23 protein-coding genes and 1 other RNA gene are annotated in these 24324 nt (G+C 67.1%); 16 read left to right on the top strand and 8 right to left on the bottom strand.

From position 1 onward, the window contains the following. The first annotated feature begins 9 nt into the window (after positions 1-9). Positions 10-801, top strand: coding sequence for a glycoside hydrolase family 25 protein (locus EP380_RS13895; RefSeq protein WP_106571529.1), 792 nt, complete (start codon positions 10-12; stop codon positions 799-801). Positions 802-930: 129 nt separating this feature from the next. Further along, on the top strand, positions 931-2106 hold the full coding sequence (locus EP380_RS13890; RefSeq protein WP_127599018.1) for a lytic murein transglycosylase: 1176 nt from the start codon (positions 931-933) through the stop codon (positions 2104-2106). 16 nt (positions 2107-2122) lie between these two features. Here EP380_RS13890 and EP380_RS13885 read toward each other — a convergent pair whose 3' ends face one another. After that, positions 2123-3340, bottom strand: a complete 1218-nt coding sequence (locus tag EP380_RS13885) for an alanine racemase (RefSeq protein WP_127599017.1) — start codon at positions 3338-3340, stop codon at positions 2123-2125. A gap of 234 nt (positions 3341-3574) precedes the next feature. Between EP380_RS13885 and EP380_RS13880 the strand changes: the two genes are divergently transcribed. Continuing rightward, on the top strand, positions 3575-4525 hold the full coding sequence (locus EP380_RS13880; RefSeq protein ID WP_106571826.1) for a DMT family transporter: 951 nt from the start codon (positions 3575-3577) through the stop codon (positions 4523-4525). Positions 4526-4913: 388 nt separating this feature from the next. Here the strand turns inward: EP380_RS13880 and metF are convergent, their stop codons facing one another. Together metF and EP380_RS13870 are read right to left on the bottom strand one after the other, a co-directional pair. Next, complete coding sequence (gene metF, locus EP380_RS13875; protein ID WP_127599016.1) at positions 4914-5834, bottom strand: methylenetetrahydrofolate reductase [NAD(P)H]; 921 nt, start codon at positions 5832-5834, stop codon at positions 4914-4916. Next, complete coding sequence (locus EP380_RS13870) at positions 5831-6853, bottom strand: ArsR/SmtB family transcription factor (RefSeq protein WP_106571532.1); 1023 nt, start codon at positions 6851-6853, stop codon at positions 5831-5833. The genes metF and EP380_RS13870 overlap by 4 nt, the downstream gene beginning before the upstream one ends. A gap of 146 nt (positions 6854-6999) precedes the next feature. Here EP380_RS13870 and tsaA point away from each other — a divergent pair, with 146 nt between their 5' ends. Together tsaA and EP380_RS13860 are read left to right on the top strand one after the other, a co-directional pair. Continuing rightward, complete coding sequence (tsaA, locus tag EP380_RS13865; protein WP_127599015.1) at positions 7000-7503, top strand: tRNA (N6-threonylcarbamoyladenosine(37)-N6)-methyltransferase TrmO; 504 nt, start codon at positions 7000-7002, stop codon at positions 7501-7503. Continuing rightward, positions 7500-7814: a DUF2293 domain-containing protein gene (locus tag EP380_RS13860; protein ID WP_106571534.1), complete on the top strand. Its 315-nt coding sequence runs from the start codon at positions 7500-7502 to the stop codon at positions 7812-7814. Before tsaA ends, EP380_RS13860 begins: the two co-directional genes overlap by 4 nt. Here EP380_RS13860 and EP380_RS13855 read toward each other — a convergent pair. The 3 genes from EP380_RS13855 to EP380_RS13845 form a co-directional block, all read right to left on the bottom strand. After that, the gene (locus EP380_RS13855) at positions 7811-8539 is read right to left on the bottom strand and encodes a class I SAM-dependent methyltransferase (RefSeq protein WP_127599014.1); all 729 of its coding nucleotides are present in this window, start codon (positions 8537-8539) and stop codon (positions 7811-7813) included. The genes EP380_RS13860 and EP380_RS13855 overlap by 4 nt on opposite strands. Further along, on the bottom strand, positions 8536-9783 hold the full coding sequence (locus tag EP380_RS13850) for a BtaA family protein (protein ID WP_106571536.1): 1248 nt from the start codon (positions 9781-9783) through the stop codon (positions 8536-8538). The genes EP380_RS13855 and EP380_RS13850 overlap by 4 nt, the downstream gene beginning before the upstream one ends. Positions 9784-9894: 111 nt before the next feature. Continuing rightward, positions 9895-10698: an HAD-IIB family hydrolase gene (locus EP380_RS13845; RefSeq protein ID WP_127599013.1), complete on the bottom strand. Its 804-nt coding sequence runs from the start codon at positions 10696-10698 to the stop codon at positions 9895-9897. 154 nt (positions 10699-10852) lie between these two features. On the opposite strand from EP380_RS13845, the gene EP380_RS13840 reads away from it, so the two are divergent. Next, positions 10853-11242, top strand: a complete 390-nt coding sequence (locus EP380_RS13840; RefSeq protein WP_127599012.1) for a cupin domain-containing protein — start codon at positions 10853-10855, stop codon at positions 11240-11242. 13 nt (positions 11243-11255) lie between these two features. On the opposite strand, the gene EP380_RS13835 is transcribed toward EP380_RS13840, so the two are convergent. Further along, complete coding sequence (locus EP380_RS13835) at positions 11256-14894, bottom strand: hydantoinase B/oxoprolinase family protein (protein ID WP_127599011.1); 3639 nt, start codon at positions 14892-14894, stop codon at positions 11256-11258. A gap of 106 nt (positions 14895-15000) precedes the next feature. On the opposite strand from EP380_RS13835, the gene EP380_RS13830 reads away from it, so the two are divergent. From EP380_RS13830 to rnpB, 6 genes are all read left to right on the top strand, one after another. Next, a complete protein-coding gene (locus EP380_RS13830) occupies positions 15001-15522 on the top strand; it encodes a winged helix DNA-binding protein (protein WP_106571540.1) in 522 nt (173 codons plus the stop codon). A gap of 123 nt (positions 15523-15645) precedes the next feature. Next, entirely contained in the window at positions 15646-15852 is a 207-nt protein-coding gene (locus tag EP380_RS13825) for a hypothetical protein (protein WP_106571541.1), read from the top strand. Between the two features lie 198 nt (positions 15853-16050). Then, a complete protein-coding gene (locus EP380_RS13820; protein ID WP_106571542.1) occupies positions 16051-16770 on the top strand; it encodes a J domain-containing protein in 720 nt (239 codons plus the stop codon). Further along, positions 16767-17522 (top strand): N-acetylmuramoyl-L-alanine amidase, encoded by a 756-nt coding sequence (locus EP380_RS13815; RefSeq protein ID WP_127599010.1) that lies wholly within the window; start codon positions 16767-16769, stop codon positions 17520-17522. The genes EP380_RS13820 and EP380_RS13815 overlap by 4 nt, the downstream gene beginning before the upstream one ends. 200 nt (positions 17523-17722) lie before the next feature. Next, the gene (locus tag EP380_RS13810; RefSeq protein ID WP_127599009.1) at positions 17723-18526 is read left to right on the top strand and encodes a lytic transglycosylase domain-containing protein; all 804 of its coding nucleotides are present in this window, start codon (positions 17723-17725) and stop codon (positions 18524-18526) included. A gap of 99 nt (positions 18527-18625) precedes the next feature. Then, an RNA gene (rnpB, locus tag EP380_RS13805) (RNase P RNA component class A) lies at positions 18626-19064 on the top strand. A 117-nt stretch (positions 19065-19181) separates the two neighbouring features. Here the strand turns inward: rnpB and EP380_RS13800 are convergent. After that, complete coding sequence (locus EP380_RS13800) at positions 19182-20288, bottom strand: cystathionine gamma-lyase (RefSeq protein ID WP_127599008.1); 1107 nt, start codon at positions 20286-20288, stop codon at positions 19182-19184. Between the two features lie 399 nt (positions 20289-20687). Between EP380_RS13800 and mraZ the strand changes: the two genes are divergently transcribed. From mraZ to EP380_RS13780, 4 genes are read left to right on the top strand one after another with little or no spacing between them, the layout of a single operon-like run. Further along, on the top strand, positions 20688-21155 hold the full coding sequence (gene mraZ, locus EP380_RS13795; RefSeq protein ID WP_106571545.1) for a division/cell wall cluster transcriptional repressor MraZ: 468 nt from the start codon (positions 20688-20690) through the stop codon (positions 21153-21155). Next, positions 21152-22174 carry a 16S rRNA (cytosine(1402)-N(4))-methyltransferase RsmH gene (gene rsmH, locus EP380_RS13790; protein ID WP_127599007.1) on the top strand — a complete coding sequence of 341 codons (1023 nt, stop codon included), beginning with the start codon at positions 21152-21154 and terminating at the stop codon, positions 22172-22174. Before mraZ ends, rsmH begins: the two co-directional genes overlap by 4 nt. Before the next feature lies 1 nt (position 22175). Beyond that, positions 22176-22550 carry a cell division protein FtsL gene (ftsL, locus tag EP380_RS13785; RefSeq protein ID WP_106571547.1) on the top strand — a complete coding sequence of 125 codons (375 nt, stop codon included), beginning with the start codon at positions 22176-22178 and terminating at the stop codon, positions 22548-22550. Further along, positions 22547-24286, top strand: a complete 1740-nt coding sequence (locus EP380_RS13780) for a peptidoglycan D,D-transpeptidase FtsI family protein (protein ID WP_420845864.1) — start codon at positions 22547-22549, stop codon at positions 24284-24286. The genes ftsL and EP380_RS13780 overlap by 4 nt, the downstream gene beginning before the upstream one ends. Positions 24287-24324 lie beyond the last annotated feature (38 nt).

The following is a 24324-nucleotide window of genomic DNA, read 5'->3' as shown; positions in this document are numbered from 1 at the left end:
GATAACGCTATGCGGCGCTGGGCGGGGCTGGTTGCGATCGCGCTGGCGGCGGGCTGCACGTCCGTCAATTACGACTTCGCCGACGTCGCGCCGTCCACGACGGTCGCCGTCACCAATCCGCGCTTCGGCGACCGCGATCCGCACGACTGGTCGCGGCGCGCGCCGTGGACCTATCCGATCCACGGCACCGACGTGGCCAAATATCAAAAGGATATCGACTGGAAAAAGGCCAAGGCGAGCGGCATTTCCTTCGCCTTCATCAAGGCCACGGAGGGCGGCGACCGTCTCGACGACTATTTCCACCGCAACTGGAACGGCGCCAAGGTCGCCGGCATCCCCCGCAGCGCCTATCACTTCTTCTATTTCTGCCGCCCGGCGATCGAACAGGCGCGCTGGTATATCCGCAACGTGCCGCGCGACGCCTCCGCCCTGCCGCCGGTGCTCGACATGGAATGGAACCATCTTTCGCCGACCTGCAAGCTGCGCCCGCCGGCCGCGACCGTGCAGAAGGAGATGCGCATCTTCCTCAAGACGATCGAGAACCATTACGGCAAGAAGCCGATCATCTACACCTCGATCGACTTTTTCGACGACAACCGGCTGGCGAATTTCAAGGGCTACCCGTTCTGGCTGCGCTCGGTCGCCGGCCATCCCGACGAGAAATACGGCCGCCATCCGTTCCTGTTCTGGCAGTATACCGGCACCGGCATCGTGCCGGGCATAAACGGCGACACCGACATCAACGTCTTCAACGGCGACCGCAAGGCCTGGCGCAAATGGCTTGCCGCCAACACCAAATGACCCGCAGGCCACGCAGCCCCGGCCAATGATCGCCGTTCCGACCGCTCGCTTGTCAAACGCCTGTCGCCGCAGCATGCTGCAACCGTGGCCGGCGTTGGCGAGATATGGCGTGATACGAAAGGCGTTGCGATGAAAGTCTGGCTTGCGGCCCTGTGTGCGGCCATCGCGACTGCCGTTCCCCGTCCCGCGGCGGCCGAGCAATGCGGCGGCGACTTCGAGACCTGGCGCGCCGCGGTGGCGAGCCAGGCCAGCGCCGAAGGCGTCGGTGCCGCCGGGCTCGACGCGCTGTCTCAAGCGCGTTTCGACACGCGCGTTCTCGCCCGCGACCGCGCGCAGGGCGTGTTCACCCAGGATTTCATCCAGTTTTCCGGCCGCATGGTCAACGATTACCGCCTCCAGCACGGGGCGGCGCGGATGAAAAAATATGCCGGCGCCTTTTCGCTGGCGCAGCAGACCTATGGGGTTCCGGCTCCCGTCATCACCGCGTTCTGGGCGCTTGAGACCGATTTCGGGGCTGTGCAGGGCGATTTCTCGACCCTCGACGCGCTCGCCACGCTCGCCCATGACTGCCGCCGGCCCGAACTGTTCCGTCCGCATCTGATCGCGCTGTTGAAACTGATCGACCGGGACGTGCTGCCGGCCGACGTGGAGGGCGCCTGGGCCGGCGAGATCGGCCAGATCCAGATGCTGCCGGGCGACTATCTGGAAAAGGGCGTCGACGGCGACGGCGACGGACGGGTCGACCTGCGCGGCAGCGTGGCGGACGTCATCATGACCGCCGCGCGCCTGATCGCCGCGCTCGGCTGGCGCGCCAACGAACCCTGGATGCAGGAAGTGCGCGTTCCAGAAACGATGCCGTGGGAGGAGACCGGACGCACCAACCGGCTGCCGCTGGCGCAGTGGGCGTCGTGGGGCGTGACCACACGCGACGGTGGCACGCTGGGCGAGGGGCCCGATGCCGGTCTCGTGCTGCCGATGGGGCGCAAGGGGCCGGCCTTCCTCGTCTACGCCAATTACGACGTCTATCTGGAATGGAACAAATCCTTCGTCTACACGCTGACGGCGGCCCATCTCGCCCGCCGGTTCGCCGGCGACCCACCCTATCGCAAGGGCTATCCCGAGCCCGGCCTCAATCCCGAAGAGATGCGGGCGCTGCAGGAAAAGCTCGTCGCCCGCGGCCACGATGTCGGCGGCGTCGACGGCGTGCTCGGCGTCAACACGCGCGAGGCGGTGCGCAAGGAACAGGCGCGGCTCGGCATGGCCGTCGACGGCTGGCCGACCCAGGCGCTGCTGGCCGCGCTGTAGCCGGCCGGGCGCAAGATCAGGCCATCGTCTCCAGGCTGGCGAAGCTTTCGGGCGCGCCGCCCTGCTCGAACGGCGTCGTCACCTCCACGAACGTGTCGGGATAGAACCCGTTGAAGCGCGTCCTGAGCGACATCGAATAGGCGCCGATATGGCCGATCTCGATCCAGTCGCCGGTATCGACCGTTTCGGGCAGCCAGAACGGCCGCGACAGGATGTCGACCGAATCGCAGGTCGCCCCGCACACCTTGAACGGCACGATCTTGCTCTTGTCGCCGTTGCGGCTGCGGATCGCCGGGTCGGGGATGAAGCGGGCCGGCAGGGTGATCTTGCCGGTCCAGCTGTCCGACAGCGACGACCAGATGCCGTCATTGATGTAAAGCCGTCTGCCCTTGCGCAGCATCACCCTGACGATCAGCGAAAAGGCGTGCGCGCAGATCACCCGGCCGGGTTCGGCCACCAGCGGCATGTCCATGAACGCCCATTCCTCGAGATCGGCCCGCAGCCTGGCCATCAGCTCCTCCAGCGAGGGCAGGTCGGGCGCCTTGCGGTTGGGGTCGTGGCCGTATTCGGCCGGAAAGCCGCCGCCGACGTCGAGGCCGGCGAGCGGCACGGCGGCGCGGTTGCGGACCCAGTCGGCCGAGCGCAGCGCGCGCTCATAGGTTTCGGGATCGGCGATCTGGCTGCCGACATGAAAGCAGATGCCGACCTTGTAGCCGTTGCGGTCGAGCCGCCTGAGAAGCTCGACGGCATGGGCCGGTCCGGCGCCGAATTTCTTCGACAATTCGTAGGCGGCGCTTCCCTTGGTCTGGATGCGCACGAACACGGTGAGCGAGCCGGGATCGATATCGAGCGCCTGGACGACGCGCGACAGCTTGGTGATCTCGTCCTCGTGGTCGACGGCGACGACCCGAATGCCGTAGGTCTCCAGCGCCAGCCGGATGTCGGACTGGGCCTTGACCGGGTGCATGTAGAGCATTTCCGCCTCGGGCGAGGCCGCGCGCACCGCCTCGAACTCGGCCGGGGAGGCCACGTCGAAGGCCTCGATGCCGGCTTCGGCCAGCGCCTTTAGCACCATCGGTTCGCCGTTGGTCTTGACCGCATAGGCCGTCTTGCCCGGAAACAGCGCCATGAAACGGCGCGCATCCGCCTTCAGCACCTCCGGACGGAAGCAGTAGACCGGATCGTCCGGCCTCAGTGTCAGGGCCGCGTCGCGGGCATTGTCGAATCGTTGCATGGGTGCTCCTGAGTGCCGGCATAGGCTAGACCATGCGGCATTTTCATGAAAACCGCGTTTTTCGCGCGCTGGGGCCGTTGCGGGCGGGCCGTGGCCGGACCCGTGGCATGGCGCATGCCGCGACCGTGGCGCTGGGCGCGAATCGGGTGGCCGGTTAAGGCCGGAAACGCTACCTCGACGCAACGCGTGAGGGGGATTGCCGTGACGGAGATCAAACAGGCCGCGCAGCCGCCGATGACGGTGGTCGTATGGGCGCAACTCGTCGTGCTCGGCACGATCTGGGGCGGATCGTTCTTTTTCGCCCGCATCGCGGTGCTGGAAATCGCGCCGCTGACGTTGGTGCTGTTGCGGGTCGCGATCGCGGCGGCGGCATTGCAGCTTTATCTCGCCGCGCGCGGCATCGCGTTTGCCCCGGTGCTGAAAAAATGGCCGGTCTTCGCGCTGCTGGCGCTGGTCAACAACGTGATCCCGTTCTCGCTGATGTTTCTCGGCCAGACCGCGCTCGGCGCCGGCACCGCCTCGGTCCTCAATGCGACCACGCCGTTTTGGACCATCATCGTGGCGAGCCTGTTCATCGCCGACGAAAAAGCGAGCCTGGCCAAGCTGTTCGGCATCGCGCTCGGTATTGCGGGCACCGCCGTGATGGTCGGACCGGGTCTTGCCGCCGGGCTCGGCGGTCCCGTCTGGGCCAAGATGGCGCTGCTCGGCATGGCGTTTTCCTATGCGTTCGCCTTCGTCGTGGCCCGCCGTTTGACCGGCCTGGCGCCGGCCGTGGTCGCGGCCGGCCAGCTTTCGGCCTCCACGGCGATCATGCTGCCGGTCGTCGCGCTGACCCAGGAAACGGCCGCGCTGGCAACGGTCGGCGCCGGCACCTGGGCGGCCGTGGCCGGGCTTGCGCTTTTGTCGACCGCCGCCGCCTATATTCTTTATTTCCGGATCGTGGCGGCCGCCGGCGCCACCAACGCCTCGCTGGTGACGCTGATCGTGCCGGTGAGCGCCATCGTGCTCGGCGCGCTGTTTCTGGGCGAGCGGCTCGAACGGTTCGAACTGGCCGGCATGGGCTTGATCGCCTGCGGATTGTTGGTCATCGACGGGCGCGTCCTGCGCGGGCGAACCGGTGCTGCCGCGGCGTCGGAAACGCGGTCCGCAGCCGGGCGATCGGAAAAAAAATCCACAGGTTCCTGACAGACCGGAGAGCCCGGAATTTCAAGGACTAAGACTTTGGTCGCAGGCCGGTTCTGCACAAGCTTGCCGCAGCGCAGCACAAAATCCGCTTGTCAGTGGGCCAAACTCACCTACACTTTTGGCATAGTCTAAAGAGGAGGCTATGAGATGGGACTGACGAAGCCAATCAACGCTTTGATGGTTTGTGCTGCGTTCGCCTTCATCGGCGCCCTCATTCTGGGGGCTCTTCCCTAAAGCTTTCGCGGGGGAAGCCTCGGCAAGACAGCCAACGAAAATCGAAACGGCCGGGACCCACGCCCGGCCGTTTCCTTTTCGAAGGCGATCGCCGGACGGGGGCGGTGCCTCCCGACGATCGCTGGCCAATCGGCCGTCGGCATATAGGCCGGGTTCACGCCGCCGCGGGTTTTGCGTCCTCGCCGGCGCCATTGGCGCGAATGCCGATCATGTGGCAGATCGCGAAGGCCAGATCGGCCCGGTTCATCGTGTAGAAGTGGAAATCCGACACGCCGCGCTCGACCAGGTCGAGCACCTGTTCGGCCGCGACGGCGGCGGCAACCAGCGCATGGGTCTGCGGATCCTTTTCCAGCCCCTCGAAGCGTTCGGCCAGCCATGCGGGCACATGCGCGCCGCAGCGGCCGGCGAAATTGGCGACCTGGCCAAAATTGTGCACCGGCAGGATGCCCGGAACGATCGGCACGTAGATGCCGGCCCGGCGGGCGCGCTCGACATAACGCTCGTAGAGGTCGTTGTCGAAAAAGAACTGGGTGATGGCGCGTTTGGCGCCGTTGTCGACCTTGCGCTTGAGCATGTCGATATCGGTTGCGAAATCCGGGCTTTCGGGGTGCTTTTCCGGATAGGCGGCGACCGAGATGTCCTTGGCGCCGTGCCGGGCGAGCGCCTCGACCAGTTCGGCCGCGTTGGCGTAGCCGCCCGGATGCGGCGTGTAGCGCGCGCCGACGCCTTCGGCCGGATCGCCGCGCAGGGCGACGAAACGCGATACGCCGAGGTCGAGGAACTGCCGAATCACCTGGTCGGCCTCCTCGCGGGTGGCGTCGACGCAGGTCAGATGCGCGGCCGGCGTCAGCGCGGTTTCGCGGATAATGCGCTCGACGGTGCGGGCGGTGCGTTCGCGCGTGGAGCCGCCGGCGCCGTAGGTCACCGACACGAATGAGGGCGAAAGCGGCTGCAGCCGCTCGGTCGTCTCCCAAAGACGGGCTTCCATGGCATCGTTTTTCGGCGGAAAGAACTCGAACGATACGTCGATCTGATCGCCTATGTCGGGTCGCCGCGAAAGTCGGAACTGGTTCACGAAGTCATCTCCGTTGGTTGCCCCTCGGCAGTGTTGTCGGCCGCGACGAGGAGCCTGCGGTCGCGGCCGAGCCAGAGTTTCACGGTAAGCTTGTCGCCGGCGACGCCGGTCGGGGCGAAATCCAACGCCCTTTCCAGGTCGAGACCGGCCTCGTCGAGCCATTCCGTGATCTGGCGATCGGAAAAGCCGAGCCGCGCATGGGCGTGCTCGGCGCGCAAAAATTCGAGATCGTGGGGCGCGAAATCCACGATCAGCATGCGTCCGGACGGACGCAACAGGCGCGCCGCCTCGCGGATCGCCGCCTGGGGATCGTCGAGATAATGCAGCACCTGATGGATGGTGACCAGATCGAAGGCGTCGCGCTCGACCGGGGGCGCGAAAATGTCGCCCTGCCGGACCTGGGCGTTTTCCACCGCCGCCTTGTCGAGATTGGAGCGTGCCACGGTCAGCATCTCGCGCGACATGTCCACCCCGACGCCGCGCTGATAGAGCGGCGACAGGATTTCCAGCATGCGCCCCGTGCCGGTGCCGAGATCGAGCATGGTGCGGAACGGCCGCTCGGCCATCAGCGTCAGGATCGCGTCTTCCACCGCCTTTTCGGGCACATGCAGCGAGCGGATACGGTCCCAGGCATCGGCGTTTTCGCTGAAATAGGCGGCCGCCTTCTCCTCGCGCTTGCGTTTGACGTCGGTCAGCCGTTCCAGATCGCGGTCGACCGGAGACTGGGTGGCATCGATGCGCGCGATCAGGCTGGCGACCAGTTCGCGCTCGAAACCGCTGTCGGCGAGGCGGAAATAGGCCCAGGATCCCTCCTGATAGCGCTCGATCAGCCCTTCATCGAGCAACAGCTTGAGATGGCGCGACACGCGCGGCTGCGACTGGCCGAGCACCTCGGTGACGTCCGAGACGGTCAGATCGCCGCGCGACAGCAAAAACAGAATCCGCATGCGGCTGGATTCGGCCGCCGCCTTCAAGCTATCTACCAGCAGGTTGAGGTCGATCTGGCTGCGTGACAGCATCCAAGTCTCCAAATGATATAAAGATATCTTTATATCGATTTTGCGATGGACGCAAGGCTGGTGTCGTAGATGGGCCAGAAAATGGCGCAGGATCCGTTTCGCGGCGCAACCGGCGGCCGGATCGGCAAAAAACGGCGAGGAAAACCATGCAGCGCGACGGCGAGACGGCCCTGGAGTTCGACCCGAAGGATGCGGCGGCCGACGCCGGCGTGGTCTTCATCGGCCGGATCGCCTCGCCCTGGACGGAGCGCGGTGCGTGCCCGCGCAACATGGCGAGCGCGCGCGAGGCCGGTCGCGGCGCCCGGATCGAGATCGACGCGCCCTACCGGCCCGGCCTGTCGGGCCTGGAGGAGTTCAGCCACGTTGCCGTGCTGACCTGGCTCGACCGCGCGCCGCGCAACCTGATCCGGCAGATGCCGCGCCATGTCGAGGCGCCGCGCGGCGTGTTTTCGCTGCGCTCGCCGGCGCGGCCCAATCCCGTCGGCCTGCACGTGGCGCGCATCACCGCGCTCGACCAGGCGGCGGGGCTGATCGAGATCGACGCCATCGACGTGCTCGACGGTACGCCGGTAATCGACATAAAACCCTATTTCGCCAGCATCGACGCCTTCGCCGATGCGCGCAGCCGGCGCGACAGCGGCAAGACATGATCGCCCGCACCGGCCGCCAGCGCGCCATCGCCAAGGCGCTGACCCTGCTCCTGCCGGCCGCGCCCTATGCCGACATCGAAAAAATCCGTGCCGAATCGCTGGCGCCGCACCTGAAAGCGCTGCCGGTGTCGCTCGCCGTTTGGCTTGCCGCCGTCGCGCATGTGCGCCACGAGCATTCCGCCTATGAGACGCTGCTGGCCGAGGGCTACGACCGCGACTCGGCCCGCTTCTTCGTCATCGACGAGATCAACCGGACCCTGACGGCATGGCGCGCCACCCGGCTGCTCGATCCCGACGACACCGACGCCTAGAACCGGTGGAGGACCGCTTCGATGCGCTGGTTGCCCGTGGCGTTGCTGTGCCGTGCGGCGCCGGATGGCCGGGTGACGACCGCGTGAACGGCGTAACCGCGAAAAAGCGAATCGAAGCGGAGGCTTGCGCCGAAACGTTGAGATTCCGATTCCAGCACTTCGCGCAGGCCGTCGCGCGGCGCGACGTGGAAGCGCTCCAGCCAGGCGCGCAGCATCGAGCCGAACCAGCGCGGCAGCCGCTCCTGGCCGCCGAAATCGACGATATGCAGCGAACCGCCCGGCGCCAGGCATGCGAGGCCGGCGGCGACGGTGCGCTCCCAGCCCGGGATCATCGACAGCGCGTAGGAGACGAAGACGCGCTCGAATTTCTGGTGGCCGAACAGGGCTTGCTGGTCGAAGTCCGTGGCGTCGGCGCGGGCGAGCCGGGTGCGCCCGCCAAGGCCCCGGCGGGCGAGGGTCTTGTGCGCGGTCGCCAGCATTGCGTGCGAGATGTCGAGGCCGAACAGGCGGGCATGCGGATAGCGCCTCGCGACCTGGACGAGGTTGCGCCCGGTGCCGCAGCCCAGTTCCAGCACGCTGCCGCCGGCCGGCACCTGCAGCGCGTCGACCAGCCGGTCGCGTCCGAGCAGGTAATATTTGCGGGTCAGGTCGTAGACATGCCGCTGGAAACGGTAATTGGCATCCATCAGCGCGGCGTGATCGCCGCCGTGCGCGCCGGCCGTCATCGATCCGCGCGCACGTAGAGATGAAAACCGCCATAGATGGCGGAGCGGTCGCGCGCGCCGAGTTCCAGCGAGCGTTGCTTTTCGTAACGCCAATGGCCGAGCGTTTCGGCCGCGACCCGGCCGGGCAGGATCGACGGCGCGGCGGCGGTGCGGAAGATGACGCGCGCGCCGGGGGCGGCGGTGCGGGTGATTTCGGCCCACAAGGCGTTCAGTTGCCGGTCGTTCATCCAGTCCTGCGCGTCGAGCAGCACGTAGCGGTCGAGCGAACCGGCCGGCTTGCCGGCCAGGAATTCGGTGAAATTCGCCCGGTGCACGGCGACGCGCCCGGCATGGGCGCGGATCGTGTCGTGATTTGCCTTGTCGAGATAGGCCGGCAGCACGGCTTCGCCCGGACGTGCGTAGCGACGGGCAAAAGCCTGCCAGGCGAAATAGTTCTCGGCGAGCGGAAAGTGGCAGGCGAGCTTTTCCAGCCGCGCCGCCAGCACCTCGGCCATGGTGCCGCTGCCGGCGCCGATCAGGCTGTCATATTGCGCGGGCGGAATGCCCAGGCCGAACAGCGACGCCTTTTTCGAGGTCGCCCAGCGGATCAGCGGCTTGTCGAACAGGGGGCGCAGCCGGTCGTCGAAAAAGGCTTTCTGCTGACGCGTGGTGCGCGCCGCCATGATCTCGGCCGGGTCGACGCCGTGCAGCCTGGCGACGCCGTGGCCGAGGGCGATGAACAGGCCGAGCAGGCCGGTGCGGTAGAAGTCGCGGGCAAAGACGGTGACGCGGCGCCGGCCGCGCCAGTCGCGCCCTTCCCAGTAGCGGCGGCTGGCGGGGTCGAGATGCGGGGCGATGAACCGGTCATAGGCGATCGCGTTGTGGCGGTTGCCGGCGGCGCCGAAGAAACGATGGAAATCGCCGTGCGAGGGCAGGTGGGCGGCGGCCGCGAGCTTGAGACGGTTGAGCGCGACATGGGCGCGGTTGAGGTCGACGGCGTCGATACGGGCGGGCCGGCGCGTCAGATAGGCGAGCACGTTGCAGCCGCCCGACGCGATCGTCACCACCCGGTGGCGTTCGCACAATTCCATCGCATCCATGTCGATTTCGGGGTCTTCCCAGATCTGCGGATAGACCAGGCCGGAAAACAACAGCGCGAACAGCCGCTCCGATATGCCGGCCCGGCTGAGCGCGCGATGCTGGTAGACGGCGTTGCCGATCGGGCGCGAGGCGGAAAGGCCGATTTCGGCCGAAAGGTCTGTCATGGCGCGGCTCCCGCTTTGCAAGGGCATCGACATGCGGGTAGTCGAGCGCGATGACAGCGGCGTGACAGGCAAAGACGCAGATTGCGGGTGGGGCGGTCGGGCGCGGGGCGGTCAGGCGTCGAATTCGGCGGAGCCCGCGAGCCGCCTGAGGATTTCGATCATCGCGGCGTTCCAGCCCATCGGGCCGGGCAGTTCGGTGCGGATGACACGCCCCTCGCGCTCGCCGTCGAGCTCGGCCAGCGGCGGATGGGCGGGATTGGCCACCACGACGCCGTAATCGGCGGCTTCCAGCATCTCCCGGTCCTCCTCGGCGTCGCCCAGGGCGACCAGCGGCCAATAGCGCCGGCCGTCGCGCCTTTCCACAAGCGCGCGCACGGCGTTCATGCGTCCGGCCTTGGAGCCGCCGCGCGAGACGGTCAGGAACCGGCCATGACGTTCGGCGCACAGGCCGTGCGCGGCCAGGTGCCGGCGCAAAGCAACGAGCTGGGTTTCGCTGCCGGTAAAAAGGCCCGGTTCGGAAAAGCCGCGCCGGGACGCGCGGGCGGCCCGTGCCCTGTTCAGCCCGGTCAGGGCGGCGATGCGACGGGCATCCATGTCGCCGAACCCGGCGAAACAGCCTTTCAGCCTTGCCGGCAGGGCGTCGAGACAGGCGCGAATCTCGTCGTAGCAGGCATCGGCCTCGGCAGGCCCGGCGGGGGCGGCCGGCCAGAAGACGCCGCCGCCATTTTCGACGATGGCCGGCGTATCGAGCTTGAGCTCGACCAGGACCGGTCCGATCTCCGCCGCCGTCCTGTCGGTCGCCACCACCACCGGAACGGCGCGCGCGGCCAGGGCGGCGAGCGCCGGCAGGGCGGCATGATGGTCGCAGGTATCGGGCTCGAGAAGCGTTCCGTCCAGATCCGTAAAGACGATCATGGCTTTGGTCTAAAGCGGATTTTCTCCAGATGGAAGCCATTTGAGGTCACGGATTCTGTTCCGGCAGGCAGACGATGCGAGTGCGGCGCAGCCCGCGGGCGCGGCTTGCCGGACCCGTTCGTGTCGATCATCCTGCCGGCGGAGGTTTGCAACAATGTCCCGACATGATTTCGACCCCGCGACCGTTGCCCCCGACGGTCGCCCGCCGGCGAAGGCCCGGCTTTTCGACGGCACGCGCGAAGGGCCCTATCGGGGCTCCGTGGAAGGGGAGGCTCTGGCCACGCAGGTCACCGTGCTCACCTACGGCAATGACGAACCCGGCACCGGTCCGGTGCTGCACGTCCATCCCTATGACGAGGTCTTCGTCGTCCAGCAGGGGCGGGCGCGGTTTTTCGTCGGCGAGGCGGTGATCGACGCCGAGGCCGGCGAAACCGTGCTCGGACCGGCCGGCGTGCCGCACCGCTTCGTCAATCGCGGGCCCGGACGGCTGCAGACGCTCGACATCCACCTTTCGCCGCGCTGGATCCAGACCGACCTGGAATAGGGATGGGGCCGAATTAGCCGCGGCCGAACCCGCCCGCCGTCGGGGTGGTCACGATCACCGCCTCGCCCGCCTCGATGACGGTCTGGTCGCAGGCCTTCAGCGTCTCGAGCGTGCCGTCGGCGCGGCGTACCTCGGTCCGGCCGACCTGGCCGTCGCCGCCGCCGGCCGCGCCGCGCGGCGGGCGTTGGCGGTGCGAGGACAGGATCGCGCATTCCATCTCCTCCAGGAAGCGGATGGTGCGGCGGGTGCCGTCGCCGGCGTTCCATTTTCCGGTGCCGCCGGAGCCGGTGCGGATGTGGAAATCCTCCAGCAGCACGGGAAACCGCAATTCCAGCACTTCGGGGTCGGTCAGGCGCGAATTGGTCATGTGGGTATGCACGCCGGAGGTGCCGTCAAAGCCGCGGCCGTCGTTCATGCGCCCGGCCGGCGAGCCCGAACAGATGGTCTCGTAATATTGGTAGGTGGCGTTGCCGAAGGTGAGATTGTTCATCGTGCCCTGGGCGTTGGCGAGCGCGCCCATGGCGCCGAACATGGCGTTGGTGACGTGCTGGGAGGTCTCGACATTGCCGGCGACGACGGCCGCCGGATAGGCCGGCCGTAGCATGCATCCCTCCGGGATGACGATGTTGACCGGCCGCAGGCAGCCGGCATTCATCGGGATCTGATCCTCGACCATGACGCGGAAGGCATAAAGCACGGCCGCGCGGGCCACCGGTTCGGGGGCGTTGAAATTGTTGTTGTGCACCGGCGAGGTGCCGGTGAAGTCGACGGTCGCCTCGCGCTTTTGCCGGTCGACGGAGATTTTCACCTTGATCAGCTGGCCGGTGTCGGTGGGATATTCGTATTCCGACACGTCGGGCAGCCGGTCGAGCACGCGGCGCACGCTTTCGGCAGCATTGTCCTGGACATGGCCCATATAGGCCTCGACCACGTCGAGCCCGAACTGGGCGACCATCTTGCCGAGCTCGGCGACGCCCTTTTCGTTGGCGGCGATCTGGGCCTTGAGATCGGCGATGTTCTGGTGCGGGTTGCGCGCCGGCCAGGCGTGGTCGGTCAAAAGCTCGTGCAGTTCCTTCTCGCGGAAGCGCCCGCGTTCCACCAGCCGGAAATTGTCGAACAACACGCCTTCCTCGTCGACGGTGGTGGCGAGCGGGGTCATCGAGCCCGGCGCGGTGCCGCCGACATCGGCGTGGTGGCCGCGCGAGGCGGCCCAGAACAGGATTTTTTCGCCGGCCTCGTTGAAGACCGGGGTGACCACGGTGATGTCGGGCAGATGGGTGCCGCCATTATAGGGCGCGTTCAGGGCAAAAACGTCGCCCGGCGCGATGTCACCCCGGTTCAGGCGGATGACGGTTTCGACGGAGCGGTCCATCGATCCCAGATGCACCGGCATATGCGGTGCGTTGGCCACAAGCGCGCCGTCGCGGTCGAACACCGCGCAGGAGAAATCGAGCCGTTCCTTGATGTTGACCGAGTAGGCGGTGTTCTGCAGCGTCACGCCCATCTGCTCGGCGATCGACATGAACAGGTTGTTGAACACTTCCAGCATGACCGGATCGGCCTCGGTGCCGATCGCGGCCTGGCGCGCCTTGCGCTCGACACGGCTCAGGAGAACGTGGTTGCGCGCCGTGATCTCGGCGCGCCAGCCCGGCTCCACGACGATCGTCTGGTGATCCTCGATGATCAGCGCCGGCCCGGCGAGCCGGTGTCCGGGCGCCAGATCGCCGCGCCGCACGACGCGGGCGTCGCGCCACTCGCCCTCGCTGAAGAACTGCGTCGTCTCGCCTGCGTTCGCATCGACCGCGTCGAGGCGGGCCTCGGTCTCGTCGGTGCCCTGGTCGCGCATGTCGATGCCCTCGACGCTGATCGCCTCGACGATCATCGGCTTGTCGTCGTAGACGAAGCCGAACTGGGCCTTGTGCGCGGCCTCGAAGCCGGCGACGGCGTCGGCGACCGAAAAGCTTTCGAAATCGACCGGCAGGGCGGTGTCGGTGCCGTCGTAGCGAACCTGAAGCACCGGGCGCCAGGCGATTTCGTCCTCGGCGATGCCCTGATCCGTCAGTTCGGCAAAGACCGCTTTCTTCAAGCCGCGCACGGCAAGGCGGATATCGTTCAGCGAGGCCTCGGCAAGCGGTTTCAGCAAAGCCTGCTGGCGCGAGGCGAAGACGGCGGCAAGCCCGATGCCGTAGGCCGACAGCAGGCCGGAGAACGGGTGGATCAGGACCGATTCCATGCCGAGCGCGTCGGCGACCAGGCAGGCGTGCTGGCCGCCGGCGCCGCCGAAGGAGTTGAGCAGGTAGCCGGTAACGTCGTGGCCGCGCTGGACCGAGATCTTCTTGATCGCATTGGCCATGTTCTCGACCGCGATCGTGATGAAACCTTCGGCGACCGCCTCGGGCGAGCGGCCGTCGCCGATTTCGGCGGCCATGGCCTGGAAGGCCTCGCGCACCGCCGCTGCGTCGAGCGCCTGGTCCTGGCCGGGGCCGAAGATCGCCGGGAAGAAATCGGGCTGCAGCTTGCCGAGCATGACATTGGCGTCGGTGACGGCGAGCGGGCCGCCGCGCCGGTAGCAGGCGGGACCCGGATTGGCGCCGGCCGAATCCGGCCCGACCTGGAAGCGCCCGTCCTGGAAATGCAGCACGGACCCGCCGCCGGCGGCCACCGTGTGGATGCGCATCATCGGCGCGCGGATGCGCACGCCGGCGACCTCGGAATCGAACACGCGCTCATATTCGCCGTCATAGTGGGTGACGTCGGTCGAGGTGCCGCCCATGTCGAAGCCGATGGCTTTTTCGAAACCGGCGCTGCGCGCGGTCTCCACCATGCCGACCACGCCGCCGGCGGGTCCGGACAGGATCGCGTCCTTGCCCTGGAAGCGGTCGGCGGCGGTGAGGCCGCCCGACGACATCATGAACATCAGGCGCGCCGTCGCCGCGGCCTGGTCGCCGTCGGTCTCGATGTTGAGCGCGTCGGCGACCCGGCGGACATAACGCGCCAGGATCGGCGACAGATAGGCGTCGACCACGGTGGTGTCGCCGCGGCCGACCAGCTTGATCAACGGCGAAACCTGGTGGCTGACGGATATCTGCGAAAAGCCGATGCGGTGGCACAGGCTTGCCGCCATCACCTCGTGGCCGGGCGCGTTCCAGGCATGCATGAAGACGATGGCGACCGCGTCGATGCCGTCGCGGCGGGCCTGGGCGATCTCGTCCTCGACGGCGTCGAAATCCGGCACGGTCTCGACCAGCCCGTCGGCGCGCACCCGCTCGTCGATCTCGATGACGCGCTCGTAAAGCTGCTCCGGCAGGAGGATTTGCTTGGCGAAAATGTCGGGCCTGGCCTGGTAGGCGATCTTGAGCGCGTCGCGGAAGCCCTTGGTGATCAGCAAAAGGACCCGGTCGCCCTTGCGCTCCAAAAGCGCGTTGGTGGCGACCGTGGTGCCCATCTTGACCTCGCCGATGCGCTGCGAGGGCACCGGCTCGCTCGCCGCGACGCCCAGCAGGTCGCGGATGCCCTGGACGGCGGCGTCGTCATAGGCTTCCGGGTTTTCCGACAAAAGCTTGCGCGCGTGCAGACCGCCCTCCGGGTCGCGGCCGATAATGTCGGTGAACGTGCCGCCGCGATCGATCCAGAAGTCCCAGGTCGCGCTCATCGGTGTCTCCACGCATTGATGGACAGTGTGATGCCGGATTTGCTATACAGCAAATCAAATGATTTTCGTCAACATTTTATAGATAAATCGAGATTGAGAGCGCGCCATGAGCGAAACCACGCCAACAATCGGGCCCGTCGTGCTGGCCTCGCATCTGGCCGAGGGCACCATGCCCGCACTGTCGGAAATGGAATTCGCGCTGACCGTGCTCACCAACGCGTTTCAGCGCTGGATGGTGCGCTGCATGGCCGCGGCCGGCGTCACCGGGCTCGCGCCGATCGACGTTCATATCCTGCACGCCGTCCATCATCGCGGCCGCGAAAAGACGCTGGCCGAACTGTGCATGGTGTTCAACATCGAGGACACGCATGTCGTGTCCTATGCGCTCAAGAAGCTGGAGAGCATGGGGCTGGTGGAAACCGGACGCCGGGCGAAGGAAAAGACCGTAACGATCACCGAGACGGGTGCGGCCGCCTGCCGACGCTATCGCGAGGTGCGCGAGGCGCTGCTGGTGTCGGGCGTGAAGGCCCTGAATACCGACGAGGACGAGGTGAGCCGGATCGCCGCGCTGATGCGTGCCCTGTCGGGACAATACGATCAGGCAGCGCGCAGCGCGGTGACCATGTAGGCCGTTTTGGCCGTTTACGGATTGTGTCCTGCCGTAAGCCGATGTGACGAAACGTTTCCTTTCGGCCGGAGTTTTTCCGGCAACGGCCTCAAGCGGCCAGGATTTCGAAGAAAGGAGCCCGTCATGAAAAAACTGATCGTCGCCACGACATCGGCCATCGCGCTGCTGGGGCTCGCGGCCTGCAGCGACAATACCGACACCACCACCACCCAGAGCGTGGAGCCCGATGTGCAGGAGACCCAGCCGATCGAGCCGGCCGATCCGAACGCGGCGCCGGCGCCGTCCGAAGAGCAGCCGGCCGACGACGGCGAAGTGCGCCCGGTCGACTAGGCTTGTACACGGCTGCAAGCCAGCCAGGCCCGACGGGAAAGCCGGCCTTGCGCCGGCTTTTCGCGTTTCGGGCTTTGGCGCGCCGCCTCCGGGGAACGCAATGGCGCCGAAACGACAGGTCGCAGTCGATCGCTCCCGCGACGGATTATCGCCGGGGCAGCGCTCGCATTCGTCGCCGATTCACTTTAGACAGGGCCCATGTCGATCTGGGGCCGATTTGGTGAATTCATCAGCCGGGTGACGTCGGGCGCGGTCGCCGGCGTGGCCGACGTCGTGGAGGCGGTGCGCACCGCCTTCGAGGGCGATCCGGAACTGCGCCGCAAGGTGGCGTTTTCGATCGCCATGATCGCGCTGTCGGCCAAGATGGCCAAGGCCGACGGCATCGTCACCCAGGACGAGGTGCGTGCCTTCCACGAGATTTTTGCCGTGCCGCGCGAGCAGGAACGCAATGTCGCGCGCCTCTACGATCTCGCCACCGCCGACACCGCCGGGTTCGAGGCCTATGCCGAACGCATGGCGCGGCTGTGCGGTTCGGGCGAACGCAATTGCCGCATGCTGGAGGATATTCTCGACGGGCTGTTCCACATCGCCAAGGCCGATGGCTATCTGCACGAGCGCGAGGTCGCGTTCCTGCATCGGGTCGCGGAGATCTTTGCGATCGACGCGCGGCGCTTCGACGGTATTCTCGCCCGCCACGCCGTGCGGCCGGCCGACGACCCCTACGCGGTCCTGGGTGTGACGCGCGACACGCCGTTCGAGGCGGTGCGCCGGCGCTACCGCGAACTGGTGGCCGAAAACCATCCCGACCGGCTGATCGCGCGTGGCGTGCCGGAGGAGTTTTTGGCGATCGCCAACGATCGCGCCGCCGCCATCAACGCCGCCTACGAGGCGATCGAGCGCGGCCGCGTTTCGGCATGAGCGGCTTTGCCGCCGACCACCAGGGCGCGCGGGTCAGGCCGTCGCCCAATCATGGCGAACGCCGGGGCGTCGCCGGACCCGACATGATCGTGCTGCACTATACCGGGATGGAGAGCGGGCAGGGGGCCGAGGACTGGCTATGCGACCCGCAAAGCGGGGTGTCGTCGCATTATCTCGTCCATGAGGACGGTGCCGTGGTGCAGATGGTGGCGGAGGCCGCGCGCGCCTGGCATGCCGGCAAGAGCTTCTGGCAGGGCGAGAGCGACATCAATTCGCGCTCGGTCGGGATCGAAATCGTCAATCCGGGCCATGTTCTGGGGTACAGGGCCTTTCCGGACGCCCAGATCGAGGCGGTGATCGCTCTGTGCCGCGATGTTGCAGTGCGGCATGCGGTCGCGCCGGCGCGGGTTCTGGCGCATTCGGACGTGGCGCCGGGACGCAAGATCGACCCCGGCGAGAAATTTCCCTGGGCGCGGTTGCACGCCGCCGGGATCGGTCATCTGGTGACGCCCGCGCCCGAGACGACGGGTCCGGTTCTGGGACTGGGCGACAGCGGTCCGTCGGTCGCGCGCTTGCGAAGCGATCTCGCAATCTACGGCTATCTTATTGAAATCGATGACCTTTTCGACGAGTGGACCGGGACGGTGGTCGCGGCCTTTCAAAGGCATTTCCGCCCGGCGCGGGTCGACGGCCGCGCCGATCCGGCGACCGTCAATACATTGACCCGGCTTCTGGAGGCGTCCCCCGCTTGACGCTGCGTAAGCGGATCGCTTCCTCTATCTTCTTGTAACACAAAGAGAAAAAAGTTGAGCTTGACGGCCATTTTTGCCGCCCAATCCGGCGGCATCTGGCGGTTTCGCACTCGTTCCGGGTCCTTTGTGTGTGGATCCGGGAGCGTATCGGAAAACCGCCGTCCCCGAACGCGGACGCCAAGCCAGAGACCCAAGACAACATGAAGAAACGAAGCCTGATTTCGGCGATGCTCGTCGCCGGACTGACGATGCCTGTCGCCCATGCCCAGGAGCAGCCGACGAGCCTTCATCCCGCCAACCTCGAAAAGGTCTTTACCAAAACCGACGCGAAGGCCGAGCGGGCCGGCAAGGCCAAGTCCGCCGACGCGTCGAAGTCGGCCGCGGCGGCGCGCGATGGCGAGGTCCGCTATGCGACCAGCTATGCCAAGGCCGAGGCGGAGCGCGCGGCAAGCCGGGCAATCGACAAGATGACGACCGGTGCGATCGAACGCGGCGAGGCGAAGAATTTCGCGCGCAGCAGCGACAAGGTGAAGGCCAGGCGGAAACCCGCCGAGGCCAGCCAGACGGCCAAAGTCGGCAAGACCGCCAAGGCAGCCAAGACCGCCAAGACCGTTAAGGCCACAAAGGGCGGCAAGGGCGGTTACCACGGCATCATCGCCCGTTATGCCTCCAGCTACGGTGTGCCCGTCAGCCTGGCGCGGGCCGTGGTACGGGTGGAAAGCAATTTCCGGGCGAACGCGCGCGGCAAGGCCGGTGAGATCGGGCTGATGCAGATCAAGCCGGCCACGGCGCGCATGATGGGGTATCGCGGTTCGACCAAGGGGCTGTTCAATCCCGAGACCAACATCAAATACGGCATGAAATATCTCGCCAAGGCGCACAAGCTCGGCGGCGGCTCCACCTGCGGAACGATCCTGAAATACAATGCCGGCCACGGCGCCAAGCGCATGAACCGCATTTCGGCGGCCTATTGCAGCAAGGTCAAGCGGCATCTGGGCGGCTGACCCGCCGGCCGCGCGGGTGTCGCAACGGGCGTGACCCGTGCTGCAAGAAATGCGGCGCGGGGCTTGCGTTTTCGCCCGCCGATGCCTTTATGCGTTCTGCCAGTCGGCCGGGCGGCCGCGCGCGCAAGCGCCGAAAGGCGGCGTGCGAGGAAAGTCCGGGCTCCATGGAAACACGGTGCCGGCTAATGGCCGGCGGGGGCGACCCCAGGGAAAGCGCCACAGAAAGCAAACCGCCCCGCCTGCAAACCGGTCGCCGCGCACAGCCCGCGCGGACCGGTTCGTTGGCGGGGCAAGGGTGAAAGGGTGGGGTAAGAGCCCACCGCGCTGCTGGTAACAGCAGCGGCACGGCAAGCCCCACCGGGAGCAAAACCGAATAGGGACGGTGCGGGAGGCGACTCCCGGGCAGTTTCCGGCCCAGCCGTCCGGGTTGGTTGCAAGAGGCGGGCGGCAACGTCCGTCCCAGATGAATGGCCGCCACGTTCCGGCGCCCTCGGGGGCCGGGGCCATACAGAACCCGGCTTATAGGCCGACTGGCATTTTTCTCGTGTTTGCGGGCGGTTGCCCGCATTCCATAACATGTCGATTCACGTTGTTGCGTGCGTGATTCAGCGTCCTCGCGCGCCGAATCACGCGCGGCCGGCAACTCGTCTTGACGTCAGGCCGCGAGGGCCGCGGCGATCGCCTTCCACAGTTCTTCCGTCGGTTCGCAGCCGACCGACAGCCGCACGAAGCCCGGATCGACGGCATCGCCCCAGCGCGCGCGCCGTTCGGCGGAGGTGTGGACCCCGCCGAACGAGGTGGCCGGCTGGATGAGCGTACAGCGCTCGATGAAGGTTTCGGCCTCCTCCGCGGAGGCGAGGGTGAGGCCGATCAGGAAGCCGAAGCGCTGCATCTGGCGGGCGGCGAGCGCGTGGCCGGGATCGTCCTTCAGGCCGGGATAGCGCAGCGCACGCACGCGCGGGTGCTCCCGCAGCCGCGTGGCGATCAGCTCGGCCGAATTGCACATGCGCTCGAAGCGCACCTCCAGCGTCTCCAGGCCGCGATGCACCAGCCAGGCCTCGAACGGGCCGGGTATGCCGCCGGCGAGCTTGCGCCAGTCGCGCACCGACGCGACAATCGTCTCGTTGCGGCTTGCCACATGGCCGAACAGCGCGTCGGAATGGCCGTTGGGCGCCTTGGTGTCGGCGGCGACGACGACGTCGACGCCGAGGTCGAGCGGACGCTGGCCGTAAGGGGTCATGGTGGTGTTGTCGGCCACGACCAGCGCGCCGGCCGCCCGTGCCCTGGCAGCGACGGCGGCGATGTCGCAGAGATCGAGACCGGGATTGGCCGGCGTCTCGATGAAGACCAGCCGATAGCCGTCGAAACCGCCGTCGAGAAAGCCGGCGGTCGGACGGGTGTCGAAGCCGATCCCCATCGGCGCCAGAAAACGCTCGGCCAGAACGCGGACCGTGTAATAGCCGTCGGCCGGCAACAGCACGCGCTCGCCGGTTTTCAGCAGCGAAAACAGCACCGCCGAGATCGCGGCCATGCCGGAGGGGAAGGCGACGGCCGGCGCGTCCTCCAGATGACCCAGCAGCTTTTCCACGCCGTCCCAGGTCGGGTTGGCGAAGCGGCCGTACTGGCTGACGCCGGCCGGGTCGCCGGGCAGGTGGAACATCGCCGCCATGGTGAGCGGCAACGGCACCGGGTCGCCCTTGTCCAGGCCGGCGCGGCGCAGATGGGACACGCGGGCGGCGCGGTCGCTGGAACTGTCGGTCATGCTGTCTTGCCTTTTTGCAGGGGCGACGGGGCAACGAAAGCGCGTGAAGCCGTAGGCGGTTTCGGCCGCGGAGGCCCCGAAACAGGGCCCTAACCCTTCGTTAGGCTTAATGGAGCATAAATCAGGCATCGCGGCGAGGTGCGCGCGCGAGATCGCTTCGGTGAGAAGGGAAGCTGGCATAATCCCATTGACGCCCATATTGGCCCATGATATCCCAAAAGCACATTCCGAATTTCGTTCCAGTGGCGAGTGAAGCGTCTTTTCATCCGGCCGTCGCGGCGGCGGGTGCGGGGATGTTTGCCGTTGGACATGAATCGGGCGGGGGGCGCCGGAGACCGTGTTTCGGCGCGGAAAAAAGAATGAAGGAATTGGCGGCGTCGACGGCGTCCGTGTCGCGTGATGGATCGTTTCCTTTCCAGTGCAGTCAACCGGATCGACGCCAAGGGCAGAGTGTCGGTGCCAGCGCATTTTCGCGCTGTGCTGCAAAAGAAGGGATTTGCCGAACTCTACGCGCTGCGTGCGCTCGACATTCCGGCCCTGGACGTGGGCGGGCTCGATCTGCTGGACCGCTACGAGGCGCGGATCGAGCAGGAAGACCCGTTTCTGCAGACCGCGGACGACATGTCCTTCTTCTGCCACGGCGACGGGGCCTTTTTGAAGATCGACCGCGAGGGGCGCATCATGGTGAGCGATTTCATGCGCGAGCATACCGGCATCGACGCGGATGTCGCCTTTGTCGGACGGGGGCATTTTTTTCAGATCTGGCAGCCGGAGCGCTTGAAGGCCTACGGGGCGGAGGTGCGCGCGCGGCTTGCGAAACTGCGTCAGTCCGCGGTTCGGGGGCGACCGGGCGAGGACCGGGAATGATGGCGGGCCCCGGCGGCCGCGAGGACGCCGGTGGCGGACCGGCCCGCCACATTCCCGTCCTGCTCGACGCGGTGATCGCCGCCCTGCGTCCGCAACGCGACGCGCTTGTCGTCGACGGCACGTTCGGCGCCGGCGGCTATACGCGTGCCCTGATCGCGGCCGGCGCCAGGGTGATCGGCATCGACCGCGACCCGGACGCGATCCGTCACGGCGCGGCTCTCGTCCAGGCGTCCGGCGGCCGGCTGCGGCTCGTAGAGGGTCGCTTTTCCGAACTCGACAGGCTTGCCGGCGAGCCGGTCGACGGCGTCGTGCTCGATATCGGTGTTTCCTCCATGCAGCTCGACCAGGCCGAGCGCGGCTTTTCCTTCCGCCGCGACGGCCCGCTCGACATGCGCATGGAGCGCTCCGGACCGTCCGCCGCCGACATCGTCAACAGTTTCAAGCCCGGCGACCTGGCGCGGATTTTCGGGATTCTTGGCGAGGAGCGCCATGCCGGACGGATCGCGCGCCTGATCGAGCGCCGGCGGGTCCAAAAACCCTTCACGCGCACGCGCGATCTCGCCGATGCGATCGAGGCGCTGGTCGGCCGCCACCCCAAGGACAAGATCCACCCCGCGACCCGCTGTTTCCAGGGGCTGCGGATTTTCGTCAATGACGAACTCGGCGAGCTGGCCCGGGCCTTGTTCGCCGCCGAGCGGGCGCTGCGTCCGGGCGGCCGGCTTGCGGTCGTGACCTTCCATTCGCTGGAAGACCGGATCGTGAAGCGTTTCCTGGCCGACCGCTCCGGCGCGGCCGGCGGTTCGCGCCACCTGCCCGAACCGGCCGCCAAGATCGCCACCTTCGACAAGCCGGACCGCATGATCGCGGCCTCCGACGCGGAGGCCGCGGCCAATCCGCGGGCGCGCTCGGCCAAATTGCGTGCCGCCACGCGGCTCGACGCACAAGCCGGCGCGGCGGATTTCACCCTGTTTGGCTTGCCGAAGCTGCCGGCGCCCGGCCACGGCGCGGAAAGGAGCTAGCGTGTTTCGCACGACCGACATGGTTTTGATCGCGGTCATGATCTCGGCGGCCGCCTTCACCTACAAAACCAAGCACGAGGCCGAAAACCAGTTGGACGCCCTGCGCAAGATCGAGGCGCGGCTTCGCCTGGAGCGGGAGACCATCGATCTCCTGAAGGCCGATTGGAGCCTGCTCACGCAACCCTCGCGCCTGCAAAAACTGGCGGAAACCTATCGCGAAGAGCTCGCGCTCGAGCCGGTCGAACCCTACCAGATCGCCGGTCCGGCGGAGCTTCCCGAACGGCCGGCCGAGCCCGAACCCGACCCGTCGACGACCGCCGGCGCGGCCGGGCAGGCGGGCGCGGACGGGATCGTCACCGGGAGCACCGAACCATGAGGGGCATGCCCGGTCTCCGCAACATTCTGGCCCGTTTCGCAAAACGCGGCGGCGAGGGACGCCCCGGCGGCTCCATCGTGGTCGAGGGCGCGCGCAAGTCCAGCGGCGGGCGCTCGCGCTCGCGCGTCATCATGGCGATGGGGGTGTTTTTCGCCCTTTACGGCGCGATCGCCGGCCGGTTGGTCTATCTCGGCCTGCAGGACGTGGAGGTGACCTATGTGCCGGGTGCCGACCGCTTGCTGGCCGCGCGCCCCGACATTGTCGACCGCAACGGCCAGGTGCTGGCGACCGACATCAAGTCCGCCTCGCTCTACGCCGAGCCGCGCCGCATCGTCGATGCGGACGAGGCGGTCGAGCGTCTGGCCACGGTGCTGCCGTCGCTCGACTACGAACGCACCTATTCCAGGCTCAAGAGCGGCGCCGGCTTTGCCTGGCTCAAGCGCGAGATCACGCCCAAGCAGCAGAACGAGATCCTGCAGCTCGGCATTCCCGGCATCGGTTTCCGCCCTGAAAAGCGCCGCTTCTATCCGGGCGGGCCGACCGCCTCGCACATTCTGGGCCTGGTCAATGTCGACAATCAGGGCATCGCCGGCATCGAGAAATATGTCGACGATCAGGGGCTGGCGGATCTGCGCGCGGCCGGGCTGGTCAGCGATGCCGCGCTGGCGCCGGTGCAATTGTCGATCGATCTGCGCGTGCAGCATATCGTGCGCGACGAACTGGCCGGCGCGATGGAGCGCTATCAGGCGATCGCGGCCGGCGCGGTCGTGCTCAACGCCAAGACCGGCGAGGTGGTGGCGATGGCCTCGCTGCCGGACTTCGATCCCAACAATCCGGTCACCGCGCACCAGAAGGACCGGCTGAACCGGATGACGGCCGGCGTGTTCGAGATGGGCTCGACGATCAAGAGCTTCACCACCGCGATGGTGCTGGATTCCGGCAAGGCGACGCTTGAAAGCCGCTTCGACGCCACCCGCCCGCTGAGGATCGGCGGCTTCACCATCCGCGACTTCCACGGCAAGGGGCGCGTGCTGACGGTGCCGGAAGTGTTCATCTATTCCTCCAACATCGCTTCCGGCCGCATGGCCGAGGCCGTCGGCATCGAGGGGCACAGGGCGTTCCTGAAGCGCATCGGCCTGCTGGACCGCATGCAAACCGAACTGCCTGAAATCGCGACCCCGACCGAGCCGGCGACGTGGAAACGGATCAATTCGATCACGATCTCCTTCGGGCACGGCATGTCGACGACGCCGCTGCAGACCGCGGTCGGCGCGGCCGCGCTGATGAATGGCGGCAAGCTGATCCCGCCGACCTTCCTGCCGCGCACCGAGGCCGAGGCGGCCGCGATCGCCGAGCAGGTGCTTGCGCCCGAAACCAGTGCCGCGATGCGTTATCTCTATCGTCTCAACGCGGAAAAGGGCTCGGGCCGGCGCGCCGAAGTGCCCGGCTACCGGGTCGGCGGCAAGACCGGCACGGCCGAGAAAGTGGTCAATGGCCGCTATTCCAGCAGCAAGCGCTTCAATGCCTTCCTGGCCGCGCTGCCGATGGAGGACCCGCAATATATCGTGCTGTCGATCGTCGACGAACCCCAGCCGGAGCGGCCCGGAATCGGCGCGACGGCCGGCCTCAATGCGGCCCCGGTTGTGGCCAATATCATCCGCCGCGCGGCGCCGCTTCTTGGCGTGAAGCCGGATTTCGGCCAAGAAGACGCCGCAACGCTGGTCTCGCACCAATGATTCTGCGCCGGTCAGACCCGGCGGCAGCCACACGGATT

This window comes from Nitratireductor alexandrii (genome assembly GCF_004000215.1).
GTDB lineage: Bacteria > Pseudomonadota > Alphaproteobacteria > Rhizobiales > Rhizobiaceae > Mangrovimarina > Mangrovimarina alexandrii.
This window is presented reverse-complemented; position numbering and strand designations above follow the sequence as displayed.